The 25,384-nt window shown below is 68.1% G+C and carries 29 protein-coding genes; 14 read left to right on the top strand and 15 right to left on the bottom strand.

Features of this window, described 5'->3' with window-relative positions:
* Nucleotides 1–164: 164 nt before the first annotated feature.
* A complete protein-coding gene (locus ACWGE0_RS39705) occupies nt 165–578 on the bottom strand; it encodes a hypothetical protein (RefSeq protein WP_452266037.1) in 414 nt (137 codons plus the stop codon).
* A gap of 59 nt (nt 579–637) precedes the next feature.
* Here ACWGE0_RS39705 and dapE point away from each other — a divergent pair, with 59 nt between their 5' ends.
* The 3 genes from dapE to ACWGE0_RS39720 are packed head-to-tail and all read left to right on the top strand — an operon-like array spanning nt 638 to nt 3,038.
* Nucleotides 638–1,705: a succinyl-diaminopimelate desuccinylase gene (gene dapE / locus ACWGE0_RS39710; protein WP_452266038.1), complete on the top strand. Its 1,068-nt coding sequence runs from the start codon at nt 638–640 to the stop codon at nt 1,703–1,705.
* A gap of 17 nt (nt 1,706–1,722) precedes the next feature.
* Nucleotides 1,723–2,505, top strand: coding sequence for an LOG family protein (locus tag ACWGE0_RS39715; RefSeq protein WP_452266039.1), 783 nt, complete (start codon nt 1,723–1,725; stop codon nt 2,503–2,505).
* Nucleotides 2,487–3,038, top strand: a complete 552-nt coding sequence (locus ACWGE0_RS39720) for an LOG family protein (RefSeq protein WP_452266040.1) — start codon at nt 2,487–2,489, stop codon at nt 3,036–3,038. Before ACWGE0_RS39715 ends, ACWGE0_RS39720 begins: the two co-directional genes overlap by 19 nt.
* On the opposite strand, the gene ACWGE0_RS39725 is transcribed toward ACWGE0_RS39720, so the two are convergent.
* The gene (locus tag ACWGE0_RS39725) at nt 3,009–4,061 is read right to left on the bottom strand and encodes a winged helix DNA-binding domain-containing protein (RefSeq protein WP_452266041.1); all 1,053 of its coding nucleotides are present in this window, start codon (nt 4,059–4,061) and stop codon (nt 3,009–3,011) included. The two genes, ACWGE0_RS39720 and ACWGE0_RS39725, sit on opposite strands and share 30 nt — an antisense overlap.
* Before the next feature lie 10 nt (nt 4,062–4,071).
* Nucleotides 4,072–5,565, bottom strand: coding sequence for a CocE/NonD family hydrolase (locus ACWGE0_RS39730; protein ID WP_452266042.1), 1,494 nt, complete (start codon nt 5,563–5,565; stop codon nt 4,072–4,074).
* 117 nt (nt 5,566–5,682) lie between these two features.
* On the opposite strand from ACWGE0_RS39730, the gene ACWGE0_RS39735 reads away from it, so the two are divergent.
* A complete protein-coding gene (locus ACWGE0_RS39735; protein ID WP_452266043.1) occupies nt 5,683–6,021 on the top strand; it encodes a hypothetical protein in 339 nt (112 codons plus the stop codon).
* On the top strand, nt 6,021–6,932 hold the full coding sequence (locus tag ACWGE0_RS39740; RefSeq protein WP_452266044.1) for a glucosyl-3-phosphoglycerate synthase: 912 nt from the start codon (nt 6,021–6,023) through the stop codon (nt 6,930–6,932). The genes ACWGE0_RS39735 and ACWGE0_RS39740 overlap by 1 nt, the downstream gene beginning before the upstream one ends.
* Here the strand turns inward: ACWGE0_RS39740 and ACWGE0_RS39745 are convergent.
* Genes ACWGE0_RS39745 through ACWGE0_RS39760 form a run of 4 tightly spaced genes read right to left on the bottom strand, consistent with a single transcriptional unit; the run spans nt 6,864 to nt 11,264 of the window.
* Complete coding sequence (locus ACWGE0_RS39745) at nt 6,864–8,165, bottom strand: amino acid ABC transporter ATP-binding/permease protein (RefSeq protein WP_452266045.1); 1,302 nt, start codon at nt 8,163–8,165, stop codon at nt 6,864–6,866. The two genes, ACWGE0_RS39740 and ACWGE0_RS39745, sit on opposite strands and share 69 nt — an antisense overlap.
* Nucleotides 8,162–9,511 carry an ABC transporter ATP-binding protein/permease gene (locus ACWGE0_RS39750; protein WP_452266046.1) on the bottom strand — a complete coding sequence of 450 codons (1,350 nt, stop codon included), beginning with the start codon at nt 9,509–9,511 and terminating at the stop codon, nt 8,162–8,164. The genes ACWGE0_RS39745 and ACWGE0_RS39750 overlap by 4 nt, the downstream gene beginning before the upstream one ends.
* A complete protein-coding gene (locus tag ACWGE0_RS39755; protein ID WP_452266047.1) occupies nt 9,481–10,104 on the bottom strand; it encodes a cytochrome d ubiquinol oxidase subunit II in 624 nt (207 codons plus the stop codon). Before ACWGE0_RS39755 ends, ACWGE0_RS39750 begins: the two co-directional genes overlap by 31 nt.
* Nucleotides 10,104–11,264, bottom strand: coding sequence for a cytochrome ubiquinol oxidase subunit I (locus tag ACWGE0_RS39760; protein ID WP_452266048.1), 1,161 nt, complete (start codon nt 11,262–11,264; stop codon nt 10,104–10,106). The genes ACWGE0_RS39755 and ACWGE0_RS39760 overlap by 1 nt, the downstream gene beginning before the upstream one ends.
* 131 nt (nt 11,265–11,395) lie before the next feature.
* Here ACWGE0_RS39760 and ACWGE0_RS39765 point away from each other — a divergent pair, with 131 nt between their 5' ends.
* Genes ACWGE0_RS39765 through ACWGE0_RS39785 form a run of 5 tightly spaced genes read left to right on the top strand, consistent with a single transcriptional unit; the run spans nt 11,396 to nt 13,613 of the window.
* Nucleotides 11,396–11,734, top strand: coding sequence for a PadR family transcriptional regulator (locus ACWGE0_RS39765; RefSeq protein ID WP_452266049.1), 339 nt, complete (start codon nt 11,396–11,398; stop codon nt 11,732–11,734).
* The gene (locus ACWGE0_RS39770) at nt 11,719–12,396 is read left to right on the top strand and encodes a permease prefix domain 1-containing protein (RefSeq protein WP_452266050.1); all 678 of its coding nucleotides are present in this window, start codon (nt 11,719–11,721) and stop codon (nt 12,394–12,396) included. The genes ACWGE0_RS39765 and ACWGE0_RS39770 overlap by 16 nt, the downstream gene beginning before the upstream one ends.
* Nucleotides 12,393–12,692 (top strand): DivIVA domain-containing protein, encoded by a 300-nt coding sequence (locus tag ACWGE0_RS39775; protein WP_319971190.1) that lies wholly within the window; start codon nt 12,393–12,395, stop codon nt 12,690–12,692. The genes ACWGE0_RS39770 and ACWGE0_RS39775 overlap by 4 nt, the downstream gene beginning before the upstream one ends.
* Before the next feature lie 46 nt (nt 12,693–12,738).
* The gene (locus tag ACWGE0_RS39780) at nt 12,739–13,077 is read left to right on the top strand and encodes an SRPBCC family protein (protein ID WP_452266101.1); all 339 of its coding nucleotides are present in this window, start codon (nt 12,739–12,741) and stop codon (nt 13,075–13,077) included.
* On the top strand, nt 13,077–13,613 hold the full coding sequence (locus tag ACWGE0_RS39785) for a DNA-3-methyladenine glycosylase I (protein ID WP_452266102.1): 537 nt from the start codon (nt 13,077–13,079) through the stop codon (nt 13,611–13,613). Before ACWGE0_RS39780 ends, ACWGE0_RS39785 begins: the two co-directional genes overlap by 1 nt.
* Here the strand turns inward: ACWGE0_RS39785 and ACWGE0_RS39790 are convergent.
* The 6 genes from ACWGE0_RS39790 to ACWGE0_RS39815 all read right to left on the bottom strand — a co-directional run bounded on the left by ACWGE0_RS39790 (nt 13,606) and on the right by ACWGE0_RS39815 (nt 17,035).
* On the bottom strand, nt 13,606–14,259 hold the full coding sequence (locus ACWGE0_RS39790) for a hypothetical protein (RefSeq protein WP_452266051.1): 654 nt from the start codon (nt 14,257–14,259) through the stop codon (nt 13,606–13,608). The two genes, ACWGE0_RS39785 and ACWGE0_RS39790, sit on opposite strands and share 8 nt — an antisense overlap.
* Before the next feature lie 9 nt (nt 14,260–14,268).
* Entirely contained in the window at nt 14,269–14,643 is a 375-nt protein-coding gene (locus ACWGE0_RS39795; protein ID WP_452266052.1) for a hypothetical protein, read from the bottom strand.
* Nucleotides 14,640–14,927 (bottom strand): hypothetical protein, encoded by a 288-nt coding sequence (locus ACWGE0_RS39800; protein WP_452266053.1) that lies wholly within the window; start codon nt 14,925–14,927, stop codon nt 14,640–14,642. Before ACWGE0_RS39800 ends, ACWGE0_RS39795 begins: the two co-directional genes overlap by 4 nt.
* Nucleotides 14,915–15,355, bottom strand: a complete 441-nt coding sequence (locus tag ACWGE0_RS39805) for a YbaB/EbfC family nucleoid-associated protein (protein WP_452266054.1) — start codon at nt 15,353–15,355, stop codon at nt 14,915–14,917. The genes ACWGE0_RS39800 and ACWGE0_RS39805 overlap by 13 nt, the downstream gene beginning before the upstream one ends.
* 86 nt (nt 15,356–15,441) lie before the next feature.
* Nucleotides 15,442–16,227, bottom strand: coding sequence for an enoyl-CoA hydratase-related protein (locus ACWGE0_RS39810; RefSeq protein ID WP_452266055.1), 786 nt, complete (start codon nt 16,225–16,227; stop codon nt 15,442–15,444).
* Between the two features lie 10 nt (nt 16,228–16,237).
* On the bottom strand, nt 16,238–17,035 hold the full coding sequence (locus ACWGE0_RS39815) for a PaaX family transcriptional regulator (RefSeq protein WP_452266056.1): 798 nt from the start codon (nt 17,033–17,035) through the stop codon (nt 16,238–16,240).
* 209 nt (nt 17,036–17,244) lie between these two features.
* On the opposite strand from ACWGE0_RS39815, the gene ACWGE0_RS39820 reads away from it, so the two are divergent.
* The 3 genes from ACWGE0_RS39820 to ACWGE0_RS39830 all read left to right on the top strand — a co-directional run bounded on the left by ACWGE0_RS39820 (nt 17,245) and on the right by ACWGE0_RS39830 (nt 20,645).
* Nucleotides 17,245–17,412, top strand: a complete 168-nt coding sequence (locus ACWGE0_RS39820; RefSeq protein ID WP_065914675.1) for a DUF3117 domain-containing protein — start codon at nt 17,245–17,247, stop codon at nt 17,410–17,412.
* A 135-nt stretch (nt 17,413–17,547) separates the two neighbouring features.
* A complete protein-coding gene (locus ACWGE0_RS39825; protein WP_452266057.1) occupies nt 17,548–18,966 on the top strand; it encodes a leucyl aminopeptidase family protein in 1,419 nt (472 codons plus the stop codon).
* An 80-nt stretch (nt 18,967–19,046) separates the two neighbouring features.
* The gene (locus ACWGE0_RS39830) at nt 19,047–20,645 is read left to right on the top strand and encodes a hypothetical protein (RefSeq protein WP_452266058.1); all 1,599 of its coding nucleotides are present in this window, start codon (nt 19,047–19,049) and stop codon (nt 20,643–20,645) included.
* Here ACWGE0_RS39830 and ACWGE0_RS39835 read toward each other — a convergent pair.
* Complete coding sequence (locus ACWGE0_RS39835; protein ID WP_452266059.1) at nt 20,627–21,520, bottom strand: LysR family transcriptional regulator; 894 nt, start codon at nt 21,518–21,520, stop codon at nt 20,627–20,629. The two genes, ACWGE0_RS39830 and ACWGE0_RS39835, sit on opposite strands and share 19 nt — an antisense overlap.
* A gap of 52 nt (nt 21,521–21,572) precedes the next feature.
* Here ACWGE0_RS39835 and ACWGE0_RS39840 point away from each other — a divergent pair, with 52 nt between their 5' ends.
* Nucleotides 21,573–22,817: an MFS transporter gene (locus ACWGE0_RS39840; protein WP_452266060.1), complete on the top strand. Its 1,245-nt coding sequence runs from the start codon at nt 21,573–21,575 to the stop codon at nt 22,815–22,817.
* A gap of 1,329 nt (nt 22,818–24,146) precedes the next feature.
* Here ACWGE0_RS39840 and glgA read toward each other — a convergent pair.
* Nucleotides 24,147–25,298: a glycogen synthase gene (gene glgA, locus ACWGE0_RS39845; protein ID WP_452266061.1), complete on the bottom strand. Its 1,152-nt coding sequence runs from the start codon at nt 25,296–25,298 to the stop codon at nt 24,147–24,149.
* Nucleotides 25,299–25,384 lie beyond the last annotated feature (86 nt).

Below are 25,384 nucleotides of genomic sequence, written 5' to 3' on the forward strand. Positions count from 1 at the left end.
AAAGCGTGTCGAGTTGACACCCCTGCCTGGTTGCAGCAAGTGCTGGGCACGACTCGTGACGGGACCACCCACCGGAACCTCCCGTTTCAAGCGTTCAAGCGCCTCGGCTTCGCCATCGGGTCGCCTCGCCTGCGGCTTCGGGCTTGAGGTGGCGCTTCGCGCGGTTAGTCCGGCACGTCTGCGCTGAAGTAGAGGGAGCTCAGGTCGCCTCTGGTGGCGATCAGGGCCTCGTTGCACTTTGACTGGCGGGCGTCTGTGCTGGAGACGTTGTCCACTCGCACTTCGCCGCACTGGTGTGCCTCGAAGTCGCCTACTGCGGTCATCAGGCGGGGGAGGACTTGGCTCACGTCGTCTTGGACGTGTTTGCCGTGAAGGGACTTGTTCAGTTTTTGGGTCATTGAGCTGACGCTGGTCACCCAGGCTGCGCAGTCGGCTGGGGTGGCGCTGTGTTGGGAGCCGCACGGGGCGGTGAAGAGGGATCGGATTTCGCCGCACTGCCGGTCGCAGGCTGCTGGGGCTTCGCCGCAGCCTGTGGTCATGAGGAGCAAGGTGATGACCAGGAGTGTGCGTTTGATCACGCAGCGCACGGTATCGGCTGAATGGGCTAGTGGCCAAAGCGAGTTAGTAGGGTGGCGGGGTGTCTGATGCCCTTGATCTCCTGGCTGATCCGGTTGAGTTGACTGCTGCGTTGGTGGATGTGCGCAGCGTGTCCGGGGAGGAGGCGGAGATCGCGGACCTTGTCGAGCGGTCGTTGCGGGTGCATGCGCCGCATCTTGAGATCACTCGATCGGGGAACTCGGTGTTGGCGCGCACGAATTTGGGGCGGGAGCGGCGGGTGGTGCTGGCCGGGCACCTGGACACCGTGCCGATCAATTCGAACTTTCCCAGTCGGCGTGACGGCGATGTCTTGCACGGGTGCGGGACCGTCGACATGAAGGGTGGCGACGCGGTCATGCTCGCGATCGCGGGCCTGAGTGAGAACGCGAGCCACGACCTCACGTTCGTGTTTTACGACTGCGAGGAGATCGAGGCTGAGCGCAACGGGCTCACCAGGATCGCGCGCGAGCTTCAAGAGTGGCTGATGGGCGACCTGGCGATCGTGTGCGAGCCGTCCAACGGCACGGTCGAGGCCGGTTGTCAGGGCACGATGCGCATCGAGATCAGGACCACCGGCAAGCGCGCCCACACCGCCAGGGCCTGGATGGGCCGCAACGCCATTCATGGGTTGGGTGAGGCGCTTCGGCGGCTGGAGGCGTATGAGGCGCGTCAGCCTGAGATTGATGGCTGCCACTACCACGAGGGGCTGCAGGCCGTGAAGATCAGCGGCGGCGTCGCGGGCAACGTCGTGCCGGACGAGGCCGTGCTCACGGTCAACCACCGGTTCGCGCCGGACCGCACGGTGGAGCAGGCCGAACAGCACCTGCGTGAGGTCTTCGAGGGCTTCGACGTCACCGTCACGGACTTCGCGGCCGGTGCGTTGCCGGGTCTGCACGCTCCCGCCGCCCAGGAACTCGTGACGGCCGCCGGAGGCACGCCGGTGGCCAAGCTCGGCTGGACGGACGTGGCGCGGTTCGCGGCTCTGGGAATGCCCGCGGTCAACTTCGGGCCGGGCGATCCGACGCTCGCGCACACCCAGGAGGAGAACGTGCCGGTCCAGCAGATCACCGGGTGTTTCGCCGTGCTTAAGCGTTTTTTGCTGGACTGATCACTAGAATCTCAGTGATGACGGAAGAAAAGAAGAACGGCGCCGTCGACGAGCGCCCATCGGAGAAGCGTCGCGGCCCGGTCGTGGAGCGGCGTGATCGCAAGGACGACCGCACCACCACCACTGACCAGCGGTTGCTGGATTCCCGCGGGCCGTCGGACTGGGTGCACACCGACCCGTGGCGGGTGCTGCGCATCCAGGCCGAGTTCGTCGAGGGTTTCGGCGCCTTGGCCGAGGTGCCGAGCGCGGTGACGGTCTTCGGATCCGCGCGCACCGGCCGTGACCACCCGGAGTACCAGACCGGGCGTGAACTGGGCGCGGCGCTGGCCGAGGCCGGGTTCGCGGCCATCACCGGTGGCGGTCCCGGTGCCATGGAGGCGGTCAACCGCGGTTGTTCGGAGGCCGGTGGCTTCTCGATCGGGCTCGGCATCGAGCTTCCGTTCGAGCAGGGCCTCAACCCGTGGGTCGACCTCGGCGTGAACTTCCGCTACTTCTTCGTGCGCAAGACGATGTTCATCAAGTACTCGCAGGCCTTCATCTGCCTGCCCGGTGGTTTCGGCACGCTCGACGAACTGTTCGAGGCGTTGACGCTGGTGCAGACCAAGAAGGTCACCAAGTTCCCGGTCGTGCTGTTCGGCACGTCGTACTGGCAGGGCCTTTACGACTGGATCAAGAGTTCGGTGCTGGAAGGCGGCAAGGTCGGCGAGCAGGACCTCACGCTGCTGCACCTCACCGACGACATCGACGACGCGGTCCGCGTGGTCAAGGACGCGCACAAGGCATGGGCGGACGCACACTGATGTATGTCGCTGTCTACTGCGGAAGCCTTGCGACCGTTCCGCAGAGTTACGTCGACCTCGCCGCCGAGGTGGGGCGTCAGATCGCGGCTCGCGGCTGGCACCTCGTCTGGGGTGGCGGGCAGACGTCGATGATGGGGGCGGTGGCCCGCGAGGCTCGTGCAGGCGGGTCGCACACGTACGGAGTGATTCCCAAGGGGCTGGCCACCAGGGAGATCGCCGACCGCGAGTCGACCGAGCTGCACGTCGTCGACACCATGCGCGAGCGCAAGAAGATGATGGACGACAAGGCCGACGCGTTCCTCACGTTGCCCGGTGGCATCGGGACGGCTGAGGAGTTCTTCGAGGTGTGGACGGCCGGTGTGCTGGGCATGCACACCAAGCCGGTCGTGCTGCTCGACGTCGACAACCACTACAAGGGACTCGTCGAGTGGCTGGGTGAGTTGCGGGACAAGGGTTTTGTCTCGCACGCCGCCCTCGGCTCGCTCATCGTGACGGACGACGTGTCAGTTGCTCTTGACGCTTGCGTCGTCTAGTCCCTTGGCCTGAGCCAGGATCTGGGCCTCCGGCAGGAGGTCCGGCAGCGGGCGGTACGGCGTGGCCGTGACCTCGAACCGCTTGCCGGACACCACCCTGCCCTGCCAGGAGCCCGCGATCTCGCCGTCCACCAGGATCGCGCCGCGCCGGCCGAGGATGCGGAAGATGTCCTTCTGCGCGGCCTTGTCCGGCAGCAACAGGTCGCGGTCGCGCGCTTGCAGGTACGGGTCGGTCGGCGGGAGCAGGCGGACGTCCGGTGGTTCGGCGTCGGCGATCTCCAGGTCTTCCGGCAGCCACGCCTTCTCGCCCTCGACGGTCACCTCGACCAGGCCCTTCGCCGGCCACTGCTTCTTGACCTCGCGCGTGGTCGTGCCGAAGTAACTGGCCACTTCGGACGGTCCGGCGGGGCCGTGCAGCGTCAGGTAGCGGTGCACCAGCTCGTCGAAGCCCGCGGTCTTGCGCGGCACGCCAGGCCAGCCGTGGATGCGTTCGAACGTCACGGTCTTCTCCTCCGGGATGATCCGGAGGCCGGCGGGCAGTGCGCCGAGGCGGAAGATCGGGTCGCTGACGTGCTCGGTCTGGCAGCCCCGGCACGCCTCGACGGTCTGCTTGGGTGCCAACGGGGTCAGTGCCTTGCTGAGATCGCCCTTGGTCATCGGCTTGGTGACGATCGACCTCATCGCGGTGGCGATGTGCCGCAGCGACGCCAGCATGTCATCGACCTTCGGGCGGGACGCGCGGGACAGCGCGTCGGCGTCGCTCCACGGCCACAGCGCGCGGGAGAACGCCTTCAGCTCGCCCGCCCGGTGCAGGTGGGGAGCGCCGCGCACGGACCAGGTCAGGATGAAGTCGTCCACGGTCGGTTCAGCGAGCCGGGCGGCCAGACTCAGCACGGCCGAGCCGGAGGTGTTGTCCTGGACACCCAGGGCCAACACCGCCAGCTCGGTCGCGTCGGAGATCCGCCGGTCCAGCTCGTGCTGATGGATCCGGTGGAAGAGCACCTGCTGCCGGGTGAAGTCCACCCGGACATTCTTACGCCTTCGGAACCGTGAGGCTCGACGGTCCGAAGGTGACAGTTGAGCCACGCGTTGATTCCGTGAGGTAGCGCGGGTCCACCGTGTCGATCACCAGTGCGAGCCGGTTGCCGGAGCCGACGTTCCACACCGTCGGCTCGAGTTCCACGTCGAGCGTCTGCGTGCGGCCGGCACCGGTCACCTTGATCGGCTTGTGCGTGATCAGCGCGCCGAGGCCCAGTGGCCCGACCTCGTACAGGTAGGCGAACAGCGTGGTGGTTTCCGCGCTGGGCGTCACCTGCAACTTCAGCTTCGGCGTGCCCGCGAGGGTCGCGCCGCGCGGGTACTCGGGCCCGCCCCACACGCCTGCGACGTTGCGGTCGACGAACGGCAGTGACACCCCGGTCGGGATGTTCAGGAACCCTTGCAGCGCACCGGAGAGCAGGATCGTGCCGCTGTCGGCGACAGTGCCCCAGCCGGCGTGGATCCTCCTGCCGTCGAGCTGCACGGTGTCGGTGCTGCCCGTCGGCCACGCGCCGAACTTCTTCCACGTACCGCCGTTGTTGGGCTTGAGCTGCACCGGCTGTTCGGCGTCGATGCCGTTGGCCGCGCCCTTGACGTAACGGTCGAACCAGCGACCGACCGACTCCCAGATCTCGTTGGGCAGCCCCGCCGCGCCGAACAGTTCGGCGGTGGCGTGGTCGCCCGGCGAGAGCATGAGCCGCTTCGGGCCGGTGAGCTTGCCGTAGAAGTCCGCGATCTGGCCCGGCGCGAAGATGCCGTCGTTCCAGGCGTTGCCGAGCATGACCGCGGTGCCGTTGGCGTTGATCTGGTCGATCTTCGAGGCCGCCGAACGCCCTGCGGAGATCGGCACGACCTCCCAGAACCTGCCGTCGCGGTAGGCGTCCTCGGCTTCCAGCAGGACGGGTCCAGGACGTCCGGTGGCGTGCCCGGCACCGAGCAGGACCTCGACGGCCTGCCTGTTCACGGTGTTGTTCGGGTAGAGCGAGCGGGCCAGGTCGGTCCACGTGCTCAACGCCGCCGCGGCCTTGATGCGCTTGTCGTTCGCCGCCGCCAGCAGGGACTGCCCGGCACCGTAGGAGATCCCGGCCGCGCCGACCTTGGTGCCGTCGGCGTGCGCGTTCGCGATCGCCCAGTCGATGACCAAGCTGACGTCACCGACGGTGTCCGGCCCGGCGATGTCGATCTCGCCGCCGGAGTCCCAGAAGCCGCGGCTGGTGTAGCTGACCACGACGTACCCGGACTGCTTGGCGAGCTTCGCCGCCGCGCCGACGTACTCGATGTTCGGCACCGCCCAGCTGGACGGCATGACGAGCAACGGGAACGGGCCGTTGCCCTGGCCGGTGGGCTCGACGACGAAGGCCTTCAGGGGAGTGCCGCCGACGCCGGGGATGGTCTCGTAGGAGATCTGGTGTCCGGGCGCCGCGATGGCAGCCGGAGCACCGAGCAGGGATGTGAGGAGTACCAGGACCAAAACAAGTGATCGTCGCACGCTGGTCCTCCTTGACCATGACGTAGATCACACAGGGTTGTTACTGGGGAGTAAACCAGATTGCTACTCGTGGGTAGCAAGACGCTGTGAGTCAGGTCACTGTTTACGCTGGGTGGTGTGAACCGATTCCGCGTCACTGAGCTGCCGAAAGACCGGGTCCTGGTCGTTGCGCATCTGACCAGCGCGGATGCTGTCGAACGGGCTGTTGCCGACGGTGTCGATGTCGTCGAATTCGACGGAGATCTGGAACTGCCGTCGCTCACCGAAACGTTGGACGTGGTGACGATCCCAGCAGGGGACGAGGACTTCACGCTGGCGGCTGCCACAGTGGCTGCGATGTCCGGAGCACGGGCCGTTCGTGCATCTGACGTGAGGCAGGCGAGGAAGGTCGTGGAGATGGTCGCGAGCGTGACGGGGACCCGTCCGCCGGCGCGAGCGGTGCGGGCGCTCGCCTGATGCTGCCCTCCGTCGAAGCCTGGTTCGCCACGCACACCTGGCAGCAGCCGTCCTGGACGGTCGACGAGCTGATGGCGTTGAAGCGCGGCCGGACCGTGTCCGTGGTGCTGCCCGCGTTGAACGAGGAAGAGACCGTCGGCGCCGTCGTCCGGGTGGTCCGGCCGTTGCTCGGGACGCTCGTTGACGAGCTGGTGGTGATGGACTCGGGGTCGACCGACCGGACCGTTGCCGTCGCCGCCGAGGCCGGAGCGCGGGTTGTCCTGCGTTCCGACGTGGTGCCTTGGCTGGAACCGTTGCCCGGCAAGGGTGAGGTGCTGTGGCGGTCGCTGGCCGCCACTTCCGGGGATCTGGTCGTGTTCCTGGACTCCGATCTGGTGGATCCGGAGACGGCTTTTGTGACGGCGTTGCTCGGGCCGTTGTTGCTGGATGCCGATGTGCACCTGGTGAAGGGGTTCTACCGGCGGCCGTTGCGGCTGGAGAGCTCCGGTGGCGGACGGGTCACCGAGCTGGTGGCGCGGCCGTTGCTGAACACGTTGCGGCCGGAGCTTTCCGGTGTGGTGCAACCGCTCGGCGGCGAGTACGCGGCCACGCGGTCCTTTTTGGAGTCCGTGCCGTTCGCTGCCGGGTACGGGGTGGAGATCGGGTTGTTGCTCGACGTGCACCGGATCTACGGGCTGTCGGCGTTGGCCCAGGTGAACTTGGGTGTGCGCAAGCACCGGAACAGGTCGTTGTTGCAGCTCGGGGTGATGTCCTCGCAGATCATGGGGACTGCGCTGGCCCGCTGCGGAGTTGCTGCCGACTCCGGGCCGCTGACTCAGTTCGTGCAGGTCGGCGGGGAGTGGCTACCGGACTCGACCGACGTGCTCGTGGCCGATCGGCCCCCGATGACGCACGTGGTCGAAGAGGGCTAGCTGCTCTTTGCGGTGGGTCACGACCAGAGCGGTGCCCTGGCAGTTGTCCAGGACCTTCCTGAGCACGCGGTCTGCTTGTTCGGGGTCGAGGCCTTCTGTCGGCTCGTCCATGAGCAGGATTTCCGGGTTCGCCAGCACTGATCTGGTGAGGATCAGGCGTTGGCGCTGGCCGCCGGAGATCTCCTCACCGCGTTCACCGACGACCTGGTCCCAGTCGAGGTCCAGTTCGGTTGTTGCCGCTGCTTGGTCCAGTTCTTCTTGTGTGGCATCGGGTTTGGCCAGCAGGACGTTCGTGCGGACCGTGGTGTGGAAGACGTGTGCGTCGGCCAGCGCGCCCTTGCTCGGTTCCAGCTGGTGTGCGATGGCGTTGAGCAGCGTGGTCTTGCCGGCGCCGCTCGGGCCGACGATCGCTGTCCTGCCTTGGAGTTCCGGGGTTTCCGGGGTGTGCGCCGGTTCGGGTTCGTCGGTGGGTTCCGGACTGGGCCTGGTCATCGCGGCCAGTGGGATGGTGATCTCGAACGTCGCGATGGCGGCCATGATGAGCCACGCAGGTTCGTTCTGGGTGAGCATCAGGAGTGCCGCGGCGAACTGGACGGCGATCGCTGCCGGAGTCAGGTCTCTTGTGCGTTCCTTGCGGGACAGCTCTTTCGCGGTCTTGGTGGCTTCGGCGAGTTTCTGGGGGAACAGGCCGTAGGCGATCAGTTCTGCCTTGCTGTGGACCAGTTCGGTGGTCTGCTCGGTGAGCTTGGCGCGCAACGGCGTGAGGTCTTCGGGGTTTCTGGTGGCCAGCCAGGGGAGCACGGCGAGGTTGATCAGCAGGCCCGCGGTGAGGGGCAGGGAGAAACCGGAGAAGGCGATCACCGTTGCGCTAACGAGAGCCGCGGTGATCCACGGCAGGGTGGTGCGGAGCCTGGTGTCGAGGTGCTGGTCGACGTTCGTGACGATGCGGGTGAGGGCGGTGCCGGACGGGACGTGCCGGCGGTGCACGAGGTCGTCGTAGACCCGGCCGCGGAGTTCGACGGCCTCGCTGAGCACGGCCTTGTGGCTGGTCAGGCGTTCGAGGTAGCGGAGGGCGCCCTTGGCGAGGGCGAGCGTGCGGACCGCGACGATCGCCACGGTCAGCGCCTGCATCGGCGGGTGTTCGGCGGCGCGCATGATCAGCCAGGTCGCGGTCGCGGTGAGGCCGACGCCGGCCAGTTCGGCGAGCATGCCGACGAAGATCGCGAGCTTCACACCGTCACCACCCTGTTGACCTCGTTGAGCAGCGTTGGCCGGTGCGCCACGATCACGGCCGTGCGACCTTTCGTGAACTCTCTGGTCGCTTCGAGCACTCGTGCTTCGGTGTCCGCGTCCAGGTGCGCGGTTGGTTCGTCCAGCAGGAAGAGGGTGGCGTTCTGGCGGTCCAGCGCGTTCGCCAGTGCCACGCGTTGCTGCTCGCCGGACGAGAGGGTGGCGGGGACGAGCGTGGGTCGTTGCGGCACCCACGACAGCGCTTCCAGCCACTTGGTCCTGTCGATCTTCTGGAGGTCGACACCGCCGACGAGGACGCGGCCCTCGTCCGGCGTCACGAAACCCAGCAACAGCCCCAGGATCGTGCTCTTGCCCGCGCCGCTCGGGCCGACCAGCGCGATCCGTTCGCCGGGTTTGATGGTGAGCTCGAAGTTCTTGAGGCTGCGGACGCTCACGTTGTCGAACACGATCTCGGCCTGGCTCAGGTCGGGCGGGGCCTGGCCGGTGTGCTCGGTCGCATTGGGCAGCTTGGCGAGGACTTCCCGGCCCTGCGCGCTGGCGTGGTACTGCGCTCCGGCGGCTCGCAGGGACAGGAACGCCTCCGGGGCGAGGAAGAGCACGAGGAGCGCGGTGTGCAGCGGGACTCCGCCGTCGAGCAGCCTGAGCCCGACCGGCACCGCGACCATCGCCACCGACATCGTCGCGACCAGTTCCAGCACGAAGGCCGACAGGAACGCGACTCTGAGTGCACTCATCGTCTCGTTCATGTGCTGTGCGGCGAGTTTTCGGACCGTGGTGGACTGCGCCTCTGCCCGGCCGAACGCCCTCAGCGTGCCGATGCCCTTGACCACGTCCAGGAAATGCCCGCCGAGGGTGGCCAGCGCGGTCCACTGCCTCGCCGTCCGCTCACGGGTGTGTGCGCCGACCAGTGCCCCGAAGATCGGGATCAACGGCAGCGTCGCGAGGATCGTCAGCGCGGCGGTCAGGTCGGCGAACGCCAACCTGATGACCACAGCGAGTGGAACAGCCACGGCCAGAACCTGTTGTGGCAGATACCCGACGACGTACGGCGTCACGTCGTGCACGCCGCGCGTCACCAACGTGGCGACCTCACCGGCCTTGGTGCCGGGCTCGCTCAGAAACGCCTGTCTCAGCCGTGTGCGAGTGCGTTCGGCGGCCCGATGCGCCCACTCGCGGTGGACCCACCACACGAGCACCCGCGCGCCGATGACCAGGCACAGCAGGAGGAACCCCTGGTTGCCGCTCAGCACTGACGCCAGGAGTTCGGCCTGGGCCAGCACCAGGAACGGGATCGGGATCAGCGCGAGGAGATGGCGACGATCGACCATTGCAGCAACACCACCAGCGGGATGATCGGGACAGCGACCCACGCGAGCAGGCCGAGCGTGTCGGTGTGCGACATCAGCCCGCTCGTGTAGATCGAGCTGAACGAGAGCGGGATCGGCAACGCGCAGAGCAACGCGGTGAACGGGAACAGCTTCCAGTTCCTGGTCTGGAACACCCAGCCGTGCACCGCGAACAGCACCGGCATCACGAACGCGACGGGCCAGGGCGCTTCCAGCAGGTGCGCCAGGAACAGCCCCCAGCCCACGGACACCATCAGCGCACCCGTGAACACCAGCCACCACCACAACCGCAGCTGCACCGCGGCCATGAACAGCACCAGCCCGGCCAGGACCAGCGTGAACGTGCTGTGCGCTCCGGACAGCAGCTCACCTTCGAGCCGGGGGAACGCGGCGAACAGCACCCCGATCGCGGCGACCAGCCACACCTCGTTGCCCAGGAAGAACGGGGTCATCCGTTGTAATGCCTGGTCTTTCCCGCGGAACGGCAGCAGCAGGCCGGTGCCGTAGTCGAAGCCGGCCAACGCGAAGTACCCGACGGTGAGAACACCGAGCACGACCAACCAGAGCGTTTCCATCAGAGGGTCACCACCAGCGGGGAGACGGGAGCCGGCGCGACGTCCGGACCACGGCGGACCGCACGTGCGATCAACGCCCAGTCAACGCAGGCCAGCAGCACGAACAGGGACGTGAAGACGATGAGCGACAACAGGATCTGCTGCGGTTCCACGTGGGACACCGCATCCTCGGTCCTGAGCAGCCCGTAGATCAGCCACGGCTGCCGCCCGACCTCGCGGAACACCCACCCGAAGATGGCAGCGCAGAACGGCAGCGGAATCCCGATCACCATGAGGTACAACGGGAATCTCATCCGGATCACCGCGTCCTTGATCAGCAACGGCAGCGTGAGCCAGCTGACCATCGTCAGCGTCATCCCGATCAGGATCATGAACCCGAGCGGCGCCCCGATCCACGGTGCCGCCTCGGTCTTGTCCGGCTGGAACTTCGCGATGATCGGGAACTGCGCGAAGCCCGCCCCGATCAGCGACGGCGTGGCCAGCGCGGTGGTGATAACGCCCATCCGCAGCGAGCGCCGGAAGAAGTCGACCTCTGGCGTGCGCTTGATGAAGTGGTACGCCGACACCCCGGTCATGAACACGCCGCCGACCGTGATCGACGCGAAGACCACGTGCATCAGCGCGGAGGTGAACGTCGGGTTCGAGAGCAACGCGCTGAAGTCGTCCAGCCGCAACACGTTCCCCTCGACCCGGTAGCCGACGGGGTGCTGCAGGAAGCCGTTCGCCGCCATGATCCAGAACGCCGACGCGTACGCGGTGAGCGCGGTGAGGTACAGCAGGCTCAGGTGCACCCAGCGGTTGAGCTTGCCCCAGCCGAAGATCCACAGGCCGAGGAACGTCGACTCCAGGAAGAACGCGATCAGCGTCTCCAGTGCGAGCGGCGCCCCGAACACGTCGCCGGCGTAGGTCGCGAGGCCCGACCAGTTCAGGCCGAACTGGAACTCCATCACGATGCCGGTGACGATCCCGAGCGCGTAGTTGATCACGTAGATCCGGCCCCAGAACCGCGTCATCCGCTCGTGCACGGGCGCGCCGGTGATCGTGAACCGCGTCTGCATGATCACGAGCAGGGTCACCAGGCCCAGTGTGAGCAGCACGAACAGGAAGTGGAACGACGTCGTCGACGCGAACTGGAGTCTGGCGAGGTCTGCTGCGCTCATGGGTAGGAAAGCTATGTGTAGGCCCGCTACTTATGAAGGCTCGAACGCGCATTTCAGGGGGATCTCAGGGCAGACCCTGAGCGCAGATTTCAGGGGTCGCCCGAGGCCCCGCATCAGTAGACTCACTACCCATGAAGCCCGACGCCCTGCGCGGCCACCTCGACGCGTTGCTGCTGGCGACGCTCGACGGCAAACAGCTGCACGGATACGCGATCATCGAGGCGTTGCAGCTGGGCAGCGGAGGCGCGCTGGACCTCCCGACGGGCACGGTCTACCCGGCGCTGCGGCGGCTGGAGCGGGCAGGCCACGTCACCAGCGACTGGAGCACGGTCGGCGGGCGCAAGCGGCGCACCTACAAGCTCACGCAGACCGGGCAGAAGGCACTGCACGCCGAGCGCAACGCCTGGCGTGAGTTCACGACGGTCATCGACGGGGTGCTGGGAGGTGGCGGCAAGTGGGCACAGACGTGATCGACAGCTACGTGACCGACCTGGGAACGAGACTCCAGGGCTCGAAGAAGCAGGTCAGGGATCTGCTCACGGAGACGCGGGACAGCCTCGAAGACGCCACCGAGGCGCACCTCGAGAAGGGCTTCACCGAACACGAGGCCAGGAAGAAGGCGGTCGAGGAGTTCGGGCCGGTCAAGGAGATCGCGAACGAGTACCAGGCCGAGCTGGCCGTCGCGTACGGCACGAGGACGCTCATCTGGCTGGCGATCGTTCTGCCGCTCATGCACATGGCGTGGGAGTACGGCCGGCTGCTGCTCATCGGGCCGTGGCAGGACTTCGGCGCGATGCCGCCGGCCTGGTACCTGTTCATCGCCAAGGCCAACGACCTGACGAGCGGTATCGCGTCCGGTGTCGCTCTCGTGGCGTTGGTGCTCGGCCGGATTCTGGCCCGCACGTACGACACGAAGCTGCTGGCCAAGCTCGCCGCGTCGATCGCGATCCTGGCGGTCGGGGCGGTGCTGCTGGGCAACGTCGCGATCATCGTGGCCACCGCGCACGTGGACGCGAGCCGGTTGGTGCAGTCGTTGCCGATGAGCATCGCGAGCCTGATCACCTGGACCGTGATCGTTCGTCTTGGTCTGCTCGCTCGCCGCTGCCTGAGCTGTGCCACGATCGTCGCGTGACCAACGCCCTGATCTACCTGATCGTGATGGTGGCCGTCGCGGCAGTGGTGTTCCTGCTCGCGGCGTTGGTGTTCGGGCGCGGCGAGGAGCTCGCGCCGCTGCCGCCCGGTGCCTCGCCGACGCGGCTGCCGTCGGACGACATCACCGCGGAGGACGTCCGCGAGCTGAAGTTCCAGCAGGTGTTCCGCGGCTACAAGATGAGCGAGGTCGACTGGGTGCTGCAGCGCCTCGCGACCGAGGTCGGGCAGCTGCGGGCGCGCGTCGAGGAGCTGGAGAGCAGTGACCACCGATCTTGAGCTGTCCGTGCAGGTGGCGGCGCCTCCTGCGACGATCTTCAACGCCATGAGCGACTGGGAACGTCAGGGCGAGTGGATCTTCGGCACCAAGGTGAAGATCGTCGAAGGGGACGGGCGGTCGGTCGGCAGCGAGATCGACGCGGTCACGCTCGGCGTCAGCGACCGGATGCGGATCACCCGCTGGGACCCGCCGCACGCCGTCGAGGTCGAGCACCTCGGCAAGGTGGTTCGCGGAACGGGCGTGTTCGCGGTCAAGGGCAGCCGTTTCGTGTGGACGGAGCGTCTCGACGTGCCGTTCTTCTACCCGTTGGTGAAGCCGCTCTTCGTGCTGATGCTGCGCCGGTCGTTGCAGCGGTTCGCCCGTTTCGCCGAGGAGTACCGGTGATCGCCCGTTGCCCGTGGGGTGACTCGACCCCGGATTACGCCGAGTACCACGACTCCGAGTGGGGCGTGGAGCTGCACGGCACGAACGCCCTGTACGAGCGGATGTCGTTGGAGGCGTTCCAATCCGGGCTGTCGTGGATCACGATCCTGCGCAAGCGGCCCGCGTTCCGGGCGGCGTTCGTCGAGTTCGATCCCAAGCTGGTGGCGGAGTTCGGGCCCGCCGACGTCGAACGGCTGATGGCCGACGCGGGCATCGTCCGGAACCGGATGAAGATCGACGCGACCATCCACAACGCCCGCACGATCGTCGAGGACGACGTCGACCTGGACGCTCTGCTGTGGTCGTTCGCGCCGAAGAAACACCGCAGGCCCGCCCGGATCACGGACGTTCCCGCGATCACGGACGAGTCCAAGGCGATGGCCAAGGAACTGAAGCGCCGCGGCTTCAAGTTCCTCGGCCCCACCACGTGCTACGCGCTGATGCAGGCCACCGGCATGGTCGACGACCACATCTCGACCTGCTTCCGGGCTAGTTAGCAGAGCGGACTTCCCAGCCGCCCTTCTCCGCGACCACGTGACCCATCGGCACGAGCTCGGCGAGCGACGCGACCTTGCTGTCGATCTCGGACATGATCGTGCGGAACTCCTGCATCCTGCTGAGGCCGTCGCCGATGATCTTGCCCGCCTGCTCGATGAACGCGCCGAGCACGCCGCCGATGACGTCGGCGACGCCGAACGGGTTCGGGAAGGAACCGAGGATGCCGGTGGTCAGCTTGACGAGTTGCGCGGCGATCATGGCGACCAGGTTGATCGCCGTCTTGTAGACCTCGGTGATCGTCTTGCTGCAGTCGTACAACGCCTTGCGCATGCCGTCGACGACGCCTTTGAAGTCGCCCAACGAGTTGCGGTACTTCAACGCCCACGCCTTGAACTCGTCGGCGGCGGGGCCCTGCCACATGTCGTTGATGTGCGACACGCAGAGGTCGAAGTCCTCCTGCGCTCCCGTGAGGCGGTCCATCGTGTCAGGCGACCAGACGTCCCCGTACCGCTCCATCTTCGGCGCGTGGCCGAGGATGTCCTTCAGCTTGTCGAGCACCGCGATGGCGGCGTTGTCGCCCATTTCAGCGGCCACTTCACGAATCTTGGCGTCCTGCTCGGACGGCCAGACCGGTGTTTCTGCCATGCCATCCCCCTAGTGGTCGTCCATGCGGCCGAACTTCTCGTAATACGAGTCGTCCATCGCCGCGTAGTGCGCGGCGACCTCGTTCAGGACCTCGCCCGCTGCCTGCAACGTCTTGGCCAGCCGGTTGAAGTGGTCGACGCAGTCCCCCATCGAGTCGTTGTACTTCGCGGGCGCCTGCTCCTGCTTGCCGAGGAAGCCGAGGTCGCCCTCCGCGAGGTGCGTGTCCTCCAGGCTGCCGACGACGAGCCCGGACAGGCTGGTCGCGGTGGATTTGAGCTCGTCTCCCGCGAGGGCGAGCTGTCGTGGCACCACGTGGTAGCCCTGCAGCTCGTTCGCCCGTTGCTGCATCGGATGGTTGGGGCCGATGATCCCGCCTGCCGTCATGTGCTTTCCCCCAGTAGTACGTCCCTGACCGTCGCGGCCTTCGCCTCCGCGGCGCGGATCGCGTCCACGAGCAGCCGGCCCAGGCGGCGTTCGTCCAGCGACCGCAACCGTTCCTGGTCGAACTCGATGCCGACCAGCCGGCCGGTGATGTCCACTTGGACCAGTCCGACGCCGCCCGCGACCGGTTCGCCGATCACCTTCGACTCCGCAGCTTTCTCTTTGAGCGCACGGAATTCGCGCGTGCGCTCGGCGACGAGGATCTCCAGCTCGTTCAGGGAAGCCACGGCTGCTCCTCCATGAACCCGGAGGAGTCCTTGTCGTCGAAGTAGTCGTCGGTGCTCTTGTCCGGTCGACTGCTTCGACCGCGCGGCAACGGTTTTGGTTCCGCGTCCCCGGCGATCCAGTTCGCGGCCTGCTCGCCGATCACCTCCGCCAACGTCTCGCGGGCCGCCGTGGAGGCGTGCCTGCGTGCGTTCGTGACGGCTCTGGTGATCCGGTCGCCGAGCAGGTGCGGCTGGCGGCCCGTGTCCAGGCAGCCGGGCGCGAGTTCGATGTCGAGGAGGTCGCCCGTGCCGTTCACGGTCACGCGGACGACGTCCGGAATCTCGTCGGTGAAGCGCCGCCCGGCCACTTCGGCCTGAGCTTGCGTCAGTTGTTGTTGTCGGGCCGTGTGTTGTCGTACGGCCGCGTCGATCTCATCGAGAACATTCATCAGCCAACACCCCAGTCAGCCGCCTCCCTAGGGCGGCGTGTGACTCACGTTACAACTGGCTGAACTGGGGTGTGGGCCGATTGGTGTTAGCGGCCGATGAACTTCGGGGCGCGCTTGTTCACGAACGCGTCGACGGCCTCGCGGTGGTCCTCGGTCGCGCCGCAGTCGGCCTGGGTGCGACGCTCCGCCTCCAGCGCGTCCTCCAGCGTGCCGTCCGCCGCCGCGGCCAGCGCTTCCTTGATCTTCGCGTACGCCGTGGTGGGGCCGGCGGCGAGCTTCGCGGCGAGCAGGTGTGCGGTGGACAGCAGTTCCTCGTCCGGCACGACCTGGTTGACCATGCCCACCCGCAGCGCCTCCTCTGCGCCGACCGGCTGGGCGAGCAGCATCATCTCCATCGCGCGGCCGTGGCCGATCAGCCGGGGGAGCGTGTACGACGCGCCGGAGTCCGCGGTCAGGCCCACGTTCGCGAAGGCCATCAGGAACTTCGCCGACTTGCCCGCGATGCGCAGGTCCGCGGCGTAGGCGAAGGACGCGCCGGCGCCGGCCGCGCTGCCGTTGACCGCGGCGATCACCGGCTTCGGCATGCCGATCAGCTCGCGCACGATCGGGTTGTAGTGCTTCTCCACGGTGTGCAATGGCGCGGGATCACCGGCCTGCAGCAAGCCGATGTGCTCCTTGAGGTCCTGGCCCGCGCAGAACGCCCGGCCCGCACCCGTGATCACCACCGCGCGCACCGAGGCGTCGGCCGCGGCCTCCTTCAGCGCGCTGAGGAACGACTCCTTCAGCGCGATGGTGAAGGCGTTGAACGACTCGGGGCGGTTGAACGTGAACGTGCGCACACCATCGGCGTCGTCGACGAGGAGCTCGGACACTGAACCTCCATCAAGCAGTGGAAACGTTGCGAACGGGCCGCAGGCAGTCGTCGACGAACCGACTCGTGCCCGGTGCCAGCCGCAGAGTCTGTTCGTCGAAGAACGACGCTGCCGCGTGCCCCGGCCAGTCCGGTGGCAACAGTTCAGCAGGAAGACCGGGATCGCGGAACAGGAACTTCCGCCACGCGTGCAGCAGCTGCTGCGAGGCCGCGAACGCCGCCGAGTCGTCGGTTTCGTCCACAACGGACACCGTCGCCCGCCAGTGCGCGACGAACCCGGCGTAGTCGCGGCCCAGTTCGGCCAGGTCCCAGGCCTTCGCGGCGAGCTCGGCGTCGCCACCGTCGTGTGAACCGTGAAAAGTTCGTGCGGGAACTTCCTCCGCGGCGAGCACGTCGGCCAGTTCCGGCGACGGCCTGGGCGCGATCCACGTCACAGGCCCGAGCGCGCCGTAGCCGAGCAGTTGCAGCGAGGAGGCGAGGTGATCACGCGAGTCGCGGCCGGGCATCTCCTCCAGCACCACCACGTGCCAGCGACCGTCCCACGTGGACGGCCCGGTGCGATAGATGCGGGCGGCGGCCTCGTCGAGCCTTCGTTCCCCGCGAGGTGTCATCGCGTAACCCGGCCCGTCGGGCAGCCGCACCGGGTGCAACCAGCCCTGCCTGACCGTTCGGGACACAGCCGTGCGCACAGCCGGCGCGGCGAAGCCCAGGGGCTCGAGCAGTCGGACGAGGGCGGCAATGGTGGCGGCACCACCTCGTTCGCGCAGGTGGCCGCCGTAGACGTCGAAGAGCGCGGAACGGGCTCGCACCCGGCCCAGTCTGTCACGCCACACCGAGCTGTGCCGAAACTGTTGCGCAGAAGTGAAAACGCGTGGTGATCAGGTGCGAAGCAAGATCCACAAATGTCACCCGAACTCGCCAAAAGATCGGTTCGGTTTCGCCCCTGAGTCGCCATAGGGGAGAATGGAGCAGATCCGGCCTGGCCGGACGGGGAAGATGTTGACGGAGGGAGCACGCGATGGCGGCCATGAAGCCCCGGACCGGCGACGGTCCCCTCGAGGTCACCAAGGAGGGACGCGGCATCGTCATGCGCGTGCCGCTCGAGGGTGGTGGGCGCCTCGTCGTCGAGATGTCGGCGGACGAGGCCAGCGCCTTGGGCGACGCGCTGAAGGCCGCCGCCGGCTGAGGCCTCCCGGTGAGAAGCACGTGAAGCCCCGGTTTCCACAGTGGAGACCGGGGCATCGCTTCGTTCTGCCTTAGGCCAGAATGAGCGGTTGTCAACACATGGGGAGGTCCAGTCGTGGCGTCGACGGTTCCGTCAGTGCCGACCAAGCTCGTCGACGTGGAGGTGGCCACCACCACGCGTCGCAACGTTCCGGCGGTCGTGCTCGCGACCACCGGGCCGGCGCTGGGACCGGGTGGCGACGAGCTCGACACCTCGGAGATCACCGGCAAGGCGGGTGAGGCCGTCCGTCAGCACGGGACCGACGTGTGGACGCTCGGTGTCGGCACCAGCACCCTCGGCGATCTTCGCACCGCGGGTGCGTCACTCGTGCGGGCGCTGAGTGGCGACGACGCTCCCAAGACGGCGGACGTCCTGCTGACCCCGGACTTCGACGCCGAGAAGGTGCGCGCGTTCGTGCTGGGCGCGGCGCTCGGCGGCTACCGCTTCAAGGTCACCGGTGAGGACGGTCCCAAGCGGGTCGCCTCGCTGCGGCTCGTCACCGGCGACACCGGCTTCGACGAGGTGCTGACGTCGGCCGCGCTGAAGGCCCACGCGCTGGCCACCGCCACCTCGCTGGCCCGTGATCTCGCGAACACGCCGTCCAACGTCAAGGACCCGCGCTGGCTCACCACGACGGCCGCCAGGCTCGCGGAGAAGCTCGACGGGCTGTCCGCCGTCGTGCGCGACGAGAAGTGGCTGGCACAGCAAGGCTTCGGCGGTGTGCTGGCGGTCGGTGGCGGATCGGCCCGTCCGCCGCGGTTCCTGGAGCTCACCTACGACGGCGGTGGCAGCGAGCACCTGGTCTTCATCGGCAAGGGCATCACGTTCGACACCGGCGGCATCTCGATCAAGCCCGCCGACGGCATGCACCTGATGCGCACCGACATGGCGGGCGGTGGCGCGGTGATCTCCGCGCTGCTGGCCGTGGCCCGCAGGCAGCTGCCGATCAAGGTCACCGGGCTCGTGCCGTGCGCGGAGAACCACGTGAGCGGGTCGTCGTACCGGCCGGGTGACGTCGTGCGGCACTACGGCGGCGCGACCACCGAGGTGCAGAACACCGACGCCGAGGGCCGCATGGTCCTGGCCGACGCGATGGCGTACGCCGTGAAGAACCTCAAGCCGGACCTGGTCGTGGACGTCGCGACGCTGACCGGTGCCATGAAGGTGTCGCTCGGCCTGCGCACGGGGGCCGTGTTCAGCTCGTCCGACGACCTCGCCGCGAACGTGGTCGACGCGGGCGCGAAGGTCGGCGAGAAGTGGTGGCGGATGCCGTTGCTGGAGGAGCACGTCGCCTCCGTCACCAGCGAGATCGCGGACTACAAGCAGTGCCCGCCCGGCCCCGGTGGCATCACGGCGGCGCTGTTCCTGCAGAAGTTCGCGGGTGACGTGCCGTGGGCGCACCTCGACATCGCGGGCCCGGCGCGGTCGGAGAAGGTCTACGACGAGGTGGTCGCGGGCGCCACCGGCTTCGGTGCGCGCACGCTGATCGAGTTGGCTGAAAAATATTCGCGTTAGTACCTACGATCTGCCGATACGAGACAGCGACGTTCCACGGCATGATGTGAGCGCCTTCACACCGTCGTAGAGGAGCGCTCGTGTTACTTCGCCTGGCTCTCGCCATCTCACTGGTCTTAGCGGCCCTGACCCCCGCATCGGCCGCCTCGCCCTGGTGGGAACCCGTGGCGAGGCCGGCGCCGGACTCGCAGATCAACGTCACGGGCGAGCCGTTCAAGGGCGTCGACGGGCAGGGCAGGGTGCGCGGGTTCGTCGACGCGCACAACCACCTGATGACCAACGAGGGCTTCGGCGGCAAGCTGATCTGCGGCAAGCCGTTCTCGGAGCAGGGCATCGCGGACGCGCTGAAGGACTGCCCCGAGCACTACCCGGCAGGCCTCGGCGCGATCTTCGAGGCGATCGTGACGGGAGACTTCGACGGCCACGACCCGGTGGGCTGGCCGACGTTCAAGGGCTGGCCCTCGTACACGACGGTCTCGCACCAGCAGAACTACTACGCCTGGGTGGAGCGCGCCTGGCGCGGCGGCCAGCGCGTGCTGGTGCAGGACCTGACGAGCAACGCCGAGCTCTGCGTCATCCACCCGTTCAAGGACAAGCCCTGCGACGAGATGGCGTCCGTGCGGTTGCAGGCCCAGCGCACCTACGAGCTGCAGGCGTTCATCGACAAGCAGTTCGGTGGCACGGGCAAGGGCTGGTTCCGCATCGTCACCTCGGCAGAGCAGGCCCGCGACGTGGTCACGCAGGGCAAGCTCGCGGTGGTGCTCGGCATCGAGACCTCCGAGATCTTCGGCTGCCGGACGTTCCTCGACATCCCGTTGTGCAGCAGGGCCGACATCGACCGGGGCCTCGACGAGATGTACGCGCTCGGCGTGCGCAGCGCGTTCCTGTGCCACAAGTTCGACAACGCGCTGTGCGGCGTCCGGTTCGACTCGGGCACGCAGGGCGGCGTGATCAACGCGGGCCAGTTCCTGCGCACCGGCCAGTGGTGGCAGACCGAGCAGTGCAAGGGACCGCAGCAGGACAACCCGATCGGCTCCGTCGGCCCGAACGCGCTGGTCCCCGCCTCGGCCGTCGCGCCGGCGTACGACCCGGCGAAGCGCTGCAACGTGCGCGGCCTGACGTCGCTCGGCGAGTACGCGGTGAAGGGCATGATGCGCCGGCACATGATGATCGAGGTCGACCACATGAGCGTGAAGGCCGCCGGTCGCACGCTGGATCTCGCCGCGCAGGCCCGCTACCCCGGCATCATCTCCAGCCACAGCTGGATGGACGCGCAGTGGACCGAGAAGGTCTACCAGCTCGGCGGGTTCGTGGCGGGCTACGAGAACGATCCCGGCGGGTACGTCGCGCAGGCGGCCGCCGCGGAGTCGTTGCGGCGCAAGTACGACGTGGGCATCGGGTTCGGCTCCGACTACAACGGCGTGGGCTCGCACCCGGCTCCGCAGACCGGAGTGACCTACCCGTTCCGCAGCTACCCGGACGGCCCGCTGGTCGACCGGCAGCGCACCGGTGAGCGCGTCTGGGACATCAACGTTGACGGCGGCGCGCACATCGGTCTGCTGCCGGACTGGGTCGAGAAGGTCCGCCAGCTCGGCGGCGACCAGCTCGTCCAGGACATGCTCGGCGGCGCCGAGTCGTACCTGCGGACGTGGTCGGGCTCTCAGCGCTGGACGCCGTGAGTCCGGAAGGCGTGGTCGCGGAAGGCTCGGACGGCGGGCGGCAACGGCTGGTCCTTCAGCCACGCCAGCCCGAAGACACGGCTGGCCCGCGGGGTCAGCGGTAGTTCGCGCAGCCCGGCGGGCGGTGTGGACTCGGCGTGCGTGAGAAGCGCGACGCCGAGTCCCGCCGCCACCAGGCCGCGCACGGTCTCGATCTCCTGGCTCTCGAACGCGATGCGAGGAGTGATCCCGGCGGCGGCGAACATGTCGTCGGTGATCTGCCGCAGGCCGTAGCCGTGTTCCAGGACGATCAGGTCCTCGTCCACGAGGTCCGTGAGCCGCACGGCCTCGCGCGACTCCAACCGGTGCCCCGACGGCACGACGACGATCAGCTCCTGCTCGAAGATGATCTCCGACTCGAACTCGGGACCGTCCGGCGGTGGCGCGACCAGGGCGAGGTCGATCTCGCCGCTGAGAAGCTTCTCGACCACCGTGTACCGGGCGTTCTGGATCAGTCCGAACCGGACGTGCGGGTGCTCGGCGCGGAACCCGCGGACCAGCTCCGGCACCACGGACCGGCCGAGCATGTGCAGAAAGCCCAGCACGACACGGCCCTTCTCGGGGTCGAGCTCCTCCTCGACCTCGCGCAGGCCGGGTTCGAGCGCGGCCAGCGACCTGGTCGCGGCGTCGGCGAGCAGCCGGCCCGCGCGGGTCAGCCGGACCCTCCTGCCGCTCCTGACGATGATCGGAGCGCCCAGCTGCTCACCGAGCTCGGCGAGCCAGCGGCTGATCGTGGGTTGCGGCAACCCGACGCGTTCGGCGACACGAGTCACGTGTTCGTCGGCGGCAAGCGCTTTCAGCACCGCCAGCTTCGGTGCCAGCTCCAATTCATCCACGTATTGATTCTGGCACATTTCCGTATTGGACGTATGGCTTAGCGTCAGATGCGTGAACAGGTTGACCGCGTCCATCGCCGCTTCCGGCTTCGCGTGCTTCGCGCTGCTGTACACGCCGCAGCCGGTCATGCCGCAGATCGCCGAGGAGTACGGGCTGGGTCCTGGCGGCGCGTCGCTCGCGCTCTCCGCGGCGACGCTCGCGCTGGCGGCGGCGGTCGTGCCGATCGCGATGCTGTCCGAACGGGCAGGGCGCCGGCCGGTGATCGTGGTCAGCGTCCTGGTGGCGGCGGTGCTGGGGCTCGTGCTGCCGTTCGCGCCGAACTACGAGCTGTTCCTGGCGCTGCGCGTGCTGCAGGGGATCGCGGCGGCCGGGGTGCCGGCGGCGTCGATGGCCTACCTCGCGGACGAGCTGGACGGCAGGAGGCTCGGCGCCGCGGTGGGCGCGATGATCGCGGGCAACAGCCTGGGCGGCATGTCCGGCCGGCTGGTCTCGGGCATGACCGCGGACTGGCTGGGGTGGCGTGGCTCGGTGCTGCTCGCCGGGGTGTTCGGACTGGCCGCGGCGCTGGTGGTGGTGTTCTTCCTGCCCAGGTCGCAGGGCAGGCCGAAGCGTGCGCCGCGCGGCATGAAGGCCGCCTTGAAGGACCCCGTGCTGCTCTCGTTGTACGCGGTGGCCGTGCTGCTCGTGGGGTCGTTCATCTCGTTCTACAACGTCGCGGGTTTCCAGCTCACCGGTCCGGCGTGGCTGGAGACGCTGGTGTTCCTCTTCTACGGGTTCGGCAGCACGTCGGCGGCGTTGGCGGGCAGGCTGGCCGATCGGTACGGACGTGGTCGTGTTCTGCTGCTGTGCATCGGTGTGCTCGCCTTCGGTGCGGTGGCGAGCCTGCTGTGGGTGCCGCTCGGACTGGCGATCGTCACCGCCGGGTTCTTCGCCTCGCACGCCACGGCGAGTGGCTGGGTCGCCGCGCGGGCGCCCGAACACGCTCGCGGCCACGCGTCCGGGCTGTATCTCTGCGGGTTCTACCTGGGCAGCAGCATCGGTGGCACGTCCGGCAGCACCGCGTACGAGGAGTGGGGCTGGACCGGCCTGGTCCTGGTGATCCTCGGCTGGCTGGCCCTGGCCGCGATGCTCGCTCAGAACTCCAGCGCGAGGGTGATGCGCGAGTCGACGGGGGAGATGGCGGTCTGGCCGAGCCGCGGCAGTTCCGGGGCGCCCTCGCCCATGCCGACCGAGACCGAGCGGGTGTCGGCCGGGATCTCGACCACGACCGCGAACGGCAGCGGACCGCCGTCGTAGCGGGCGCCTACCTGCTTGGCGGTGGACCCGTCCGGCAGCGTGACGGTGATCAGGTCCTTGGTCAGCCTGCCGCCCGCGGTGTCCGGCAGGTTGCCCACCGCCTCGAACCGCACCTCCAGCAACGCCTTGTCCGGCGCGGAGATCGTGGCGACGTCGTACTGGCTCTCGCCGAGCTTGATCGGGCGCTGGCGGCCGAGCCGGATCCCGGTGATCTTCATGCCGAGCTCGCGGTCGCCGAAGCGGATCTTCTGGGTCGGCTCCTGGAACTGGGCGGGGGCGCCGGCGCGCTCCAGCACGTGCGGCGGGTTGTCGGTGCGCTTGCCGCTGGGCACCTCGGCGCGCTGCTCCAGCGATTTTGCGCCGAGCGTGCCGAGGGTGAGCATCTCGGCGCCCGCCTGCGGGTCGGGCACGGTGTAGACGACGAACACCGAACCGCTGGCCGGCAGGCGGTCGGGGGGCAGCAGGTGGCGCTTGCCCGGCACCTCCAGCGCGAGCTCGGACGGCTGCGGGGCGAACCCCTGCCAGTTGGTGCGCAGGAATCCGCTGTCCGTCTCGTAGTGCTTGTCGACCTTCATCCTGACCACGCGCAGCCGCGAGCCGGGCTCGGCGCGCACCGTGCCGTCCGCGGTGAACCAGATGTCCGGGTTCGCCCAGCCGGTGACGGCGGTGGAGAGCAGGTCGTCGCGCAGCTTGATGTCGGCGTTGCCGAGCCCGAGGTCGACGTTGGAGCGCTTGCCGTCGTCGGGCAGCACGGCGAGGAAGTCGCGTCCGGCGGTGAGGTCCTGCTGCTTCGACGGGTCGAACTCCTTGCCGTCGGTGCGCACGAGCTTGCCGGTCGGGGTGCTGCGCTTGCCGTTCTCCGGCACCTGCGGCGACTGCACCTCGTAGCGGACCTCGTCGTCCTTCTTGGCGAGTTCCTTCATCGGCACGGGCACCCAGTCGGTGCCGGCGCCGGTGCCGGGGACCTGGACCGGTCCGCACCAGAGCCGCTTGTCCACCTCGGCGTCCTGGCCGGTCTTGCCGAACCAGCAGCTGACCGCCGCGGCGCCCGCCCGTGCCACGTAGCCGTACTCGAGCGTGTAGGCGAGCTGAGCTTCGGCCTGGGACTGGAGCTCGGCGGCGTCGGCGAGCTTCTTGCCCTCGATGGTGAGCTGGACGGTCGTCGGCTGTGCGGCAGGTGCTGTGGCGCATCCAGTCACTGCGAGGAGGACCGTCAGACCCAGCAGTGCACAACGCACAGTTCTCGCGCCCCTCACCAGTTGAAGTCACAACGTCACTACTGGTTAAAGGCGGCCTTCACACTTTGGGGTTGCCCCGACCGAGTGTGTCTCAAATCACAGCGCGGTAGACCTCGACCGTCTGCGCGGCCATCGTCGACCACGAGAACTCCTGCTCAGCCCGTGTGCGCCCGGCGGCACCGAAACGCCGGGCCCGGTCCGGGTCGGCGATGAGCTGGTTGATCGAGTGAGCGAGTTCTAGTCGATATGTCGACAAATCATGCTCGTCGTAGTGGACGAGAAGGCCCGTCTCGCCGTGCACGACGACCTCCGGGATGCCGCCGACGTCACTCGCGACGACCGCCGTGCCGCAGGCCATCGCCTCCAGGTTCACGATGCCGAGCGGCTCGTAGACCGACGGGCAGGCGAACACGGTCGCGTGGCTGAGGATCTGCCGCACCTCGGCGGGCTGCAGCATCTTCTGGATCCAGAAGACGCCCTCGCGTCCGGCCGAGAGTTCACTCACCGCCTGGCGGGTCTCCTCGGCGATCTCCGGGGTGTCCGGGGCGCCGGCGCACAGCACGATCTGCGCGGCCGGGTCGATGTGGTGCGCGGCGGCGACGAGATGTCCGACGCCCTTCTGCCGGGTGATCCGCCCCACGAACGCCACGATCGGTTTTTCCGGGTCGATGCCGTAGGCCGTGAGCGCGTCCGTCTCGGTGACGGGGTGGTAGGCCGTGGAATCGATCCCATTGCGCACGACGTGCACGCGCGCGGGGTCGAGCGCGGGGTAGGCGTCCAGCACGTCGGCCCGCATCCCCTCGCTGACGGCGATGATCGCGTCGGCGTGTTCGTACGCCGTTCGCTCGGCCCACGACGAGATCCGGTACCCGCCGCCGAGCTGCTCGGCCTTCCACGGCCGGCGCGGCTCCAGCGAGTGCGCGGTGACCACGTGGGGCACGCCGTGCAGGAGTTTGGCCAGGTGGCCGCCCATGTTGGCGTACCAGGTGTGCGAGTGGACGAGGTTCGCGGAGGCCACCGCCGCGGCCATCTCGAGATCGACCGCGAGGGTCGTGAGAGCCGCGTTCGCCTGCTCCAGGCTGTGCGGAGGGTTGTGTGCCGTCGCGTCCGATCTCGGCGCACCGAAGCAGTGCACGTCGACGTCGACGAGTTCGCGGAGATGGGGCACGAGGAATCCCACGTGCACGCCAGCGCCGCCGTAGACCTCCGGTGGATACTCCCGCGTCATCAGCGCTACTCGCACGCACCCACCGTAGATCACGGCGGTACCGGTTGGGACAAAGCAGTTTGCGTCTGGTTGAAGCGCGATCGCACAGATAGGGTCACATA

The sequence above is a fragment of the Lentzea sp. NPDC054927 genome (genome assembly GCF_053610285.1).

Coding starts and splice junctions, on each gene's coding strand:
- ACWGE0_RS39805 (WP_452266054.1), bottom strand. CDS start 15,355: ATGAATGTTCTCGATGAGATCGACGCGGCCGTACGACAACACACGGCC.
- ACWGE0_RS39820 (WP_065914675.1), top strand. CDS start 17,245: ATGGCGGCCATGAAGCCCCGGACCGGCGACGGTCCCCTCGAGGTCACC.
- ACWGE0_RS39740 (WP_452266044.1), top strand. CDS start 6,021: ATGCTGCCCTCCGTCGAAGCCTGGTTCGCCACGCACACCTGGCAGCAG.
- ACWGE0_RS39780 (WP_452266101.1), top strand. CDS start 12,739: ATGAGCGACTGGGAACGTCAGGGCGAGTGGATCTTCGGCACCAAGGTG.
- ACWGE0_RS39790 (WP_452266051.1), bottom strand. CDS start 14,259: ATGGCAGAAACACCGGTCTGGCCGTCCGAGCAGGACGCCAAGATTCGT.
- ACWGE0_RS39795 (WP_452266052.1), bottom strand. CDS start 14,643: ATGACGGCAGGCGGGATCATCGGCCCCAACCATCCGATGCAGCAACGG.
- ACWGE0_RS39760 (WP_452266048.1), bottom strand. CDS start 11,264: ATGAGCGCAGCAGACCTCGCCAGACTCCAGTTCGCGTCGACGACGTCG.
- ACWGE0_RS39720 (WP_452266040.1), top strand. CDS start 2,487: ATGGGCGGACGCACACTGATGTATGTCGCTGTCTACTGCGGAAGCCTT.
- ACWGE0_RS39765 (WP_452266049.1), top strand. CDS start 11,396: ATGAAGCCCGACGCCCTGCGCGGCCACCTCGACGCGTTGCTGCTGGCG.
- ACWGE0_RS39715 (WP_452266039.1), top strand. CDS start 1,723: ATGACGGAAGAAAAGAAGAACGGCGCCGTCGACGAGCGCCCATCGGAG.
- ACWGE0_RS39750 (WP_452266046.1), bottom strand. CDS start 9,511: ATGGTCGATCGTCGCCATCTCCTCGCGCTGATCCCGATCCCGTTCCTG.
- ACWGE0_RS39755 (WP_452266047.1), bottom strand. CDS start 10,104: ATGGAAACGCTCTGGTTGGTCGTGCTCGGTGTTCTCACCGTCGGGTAC.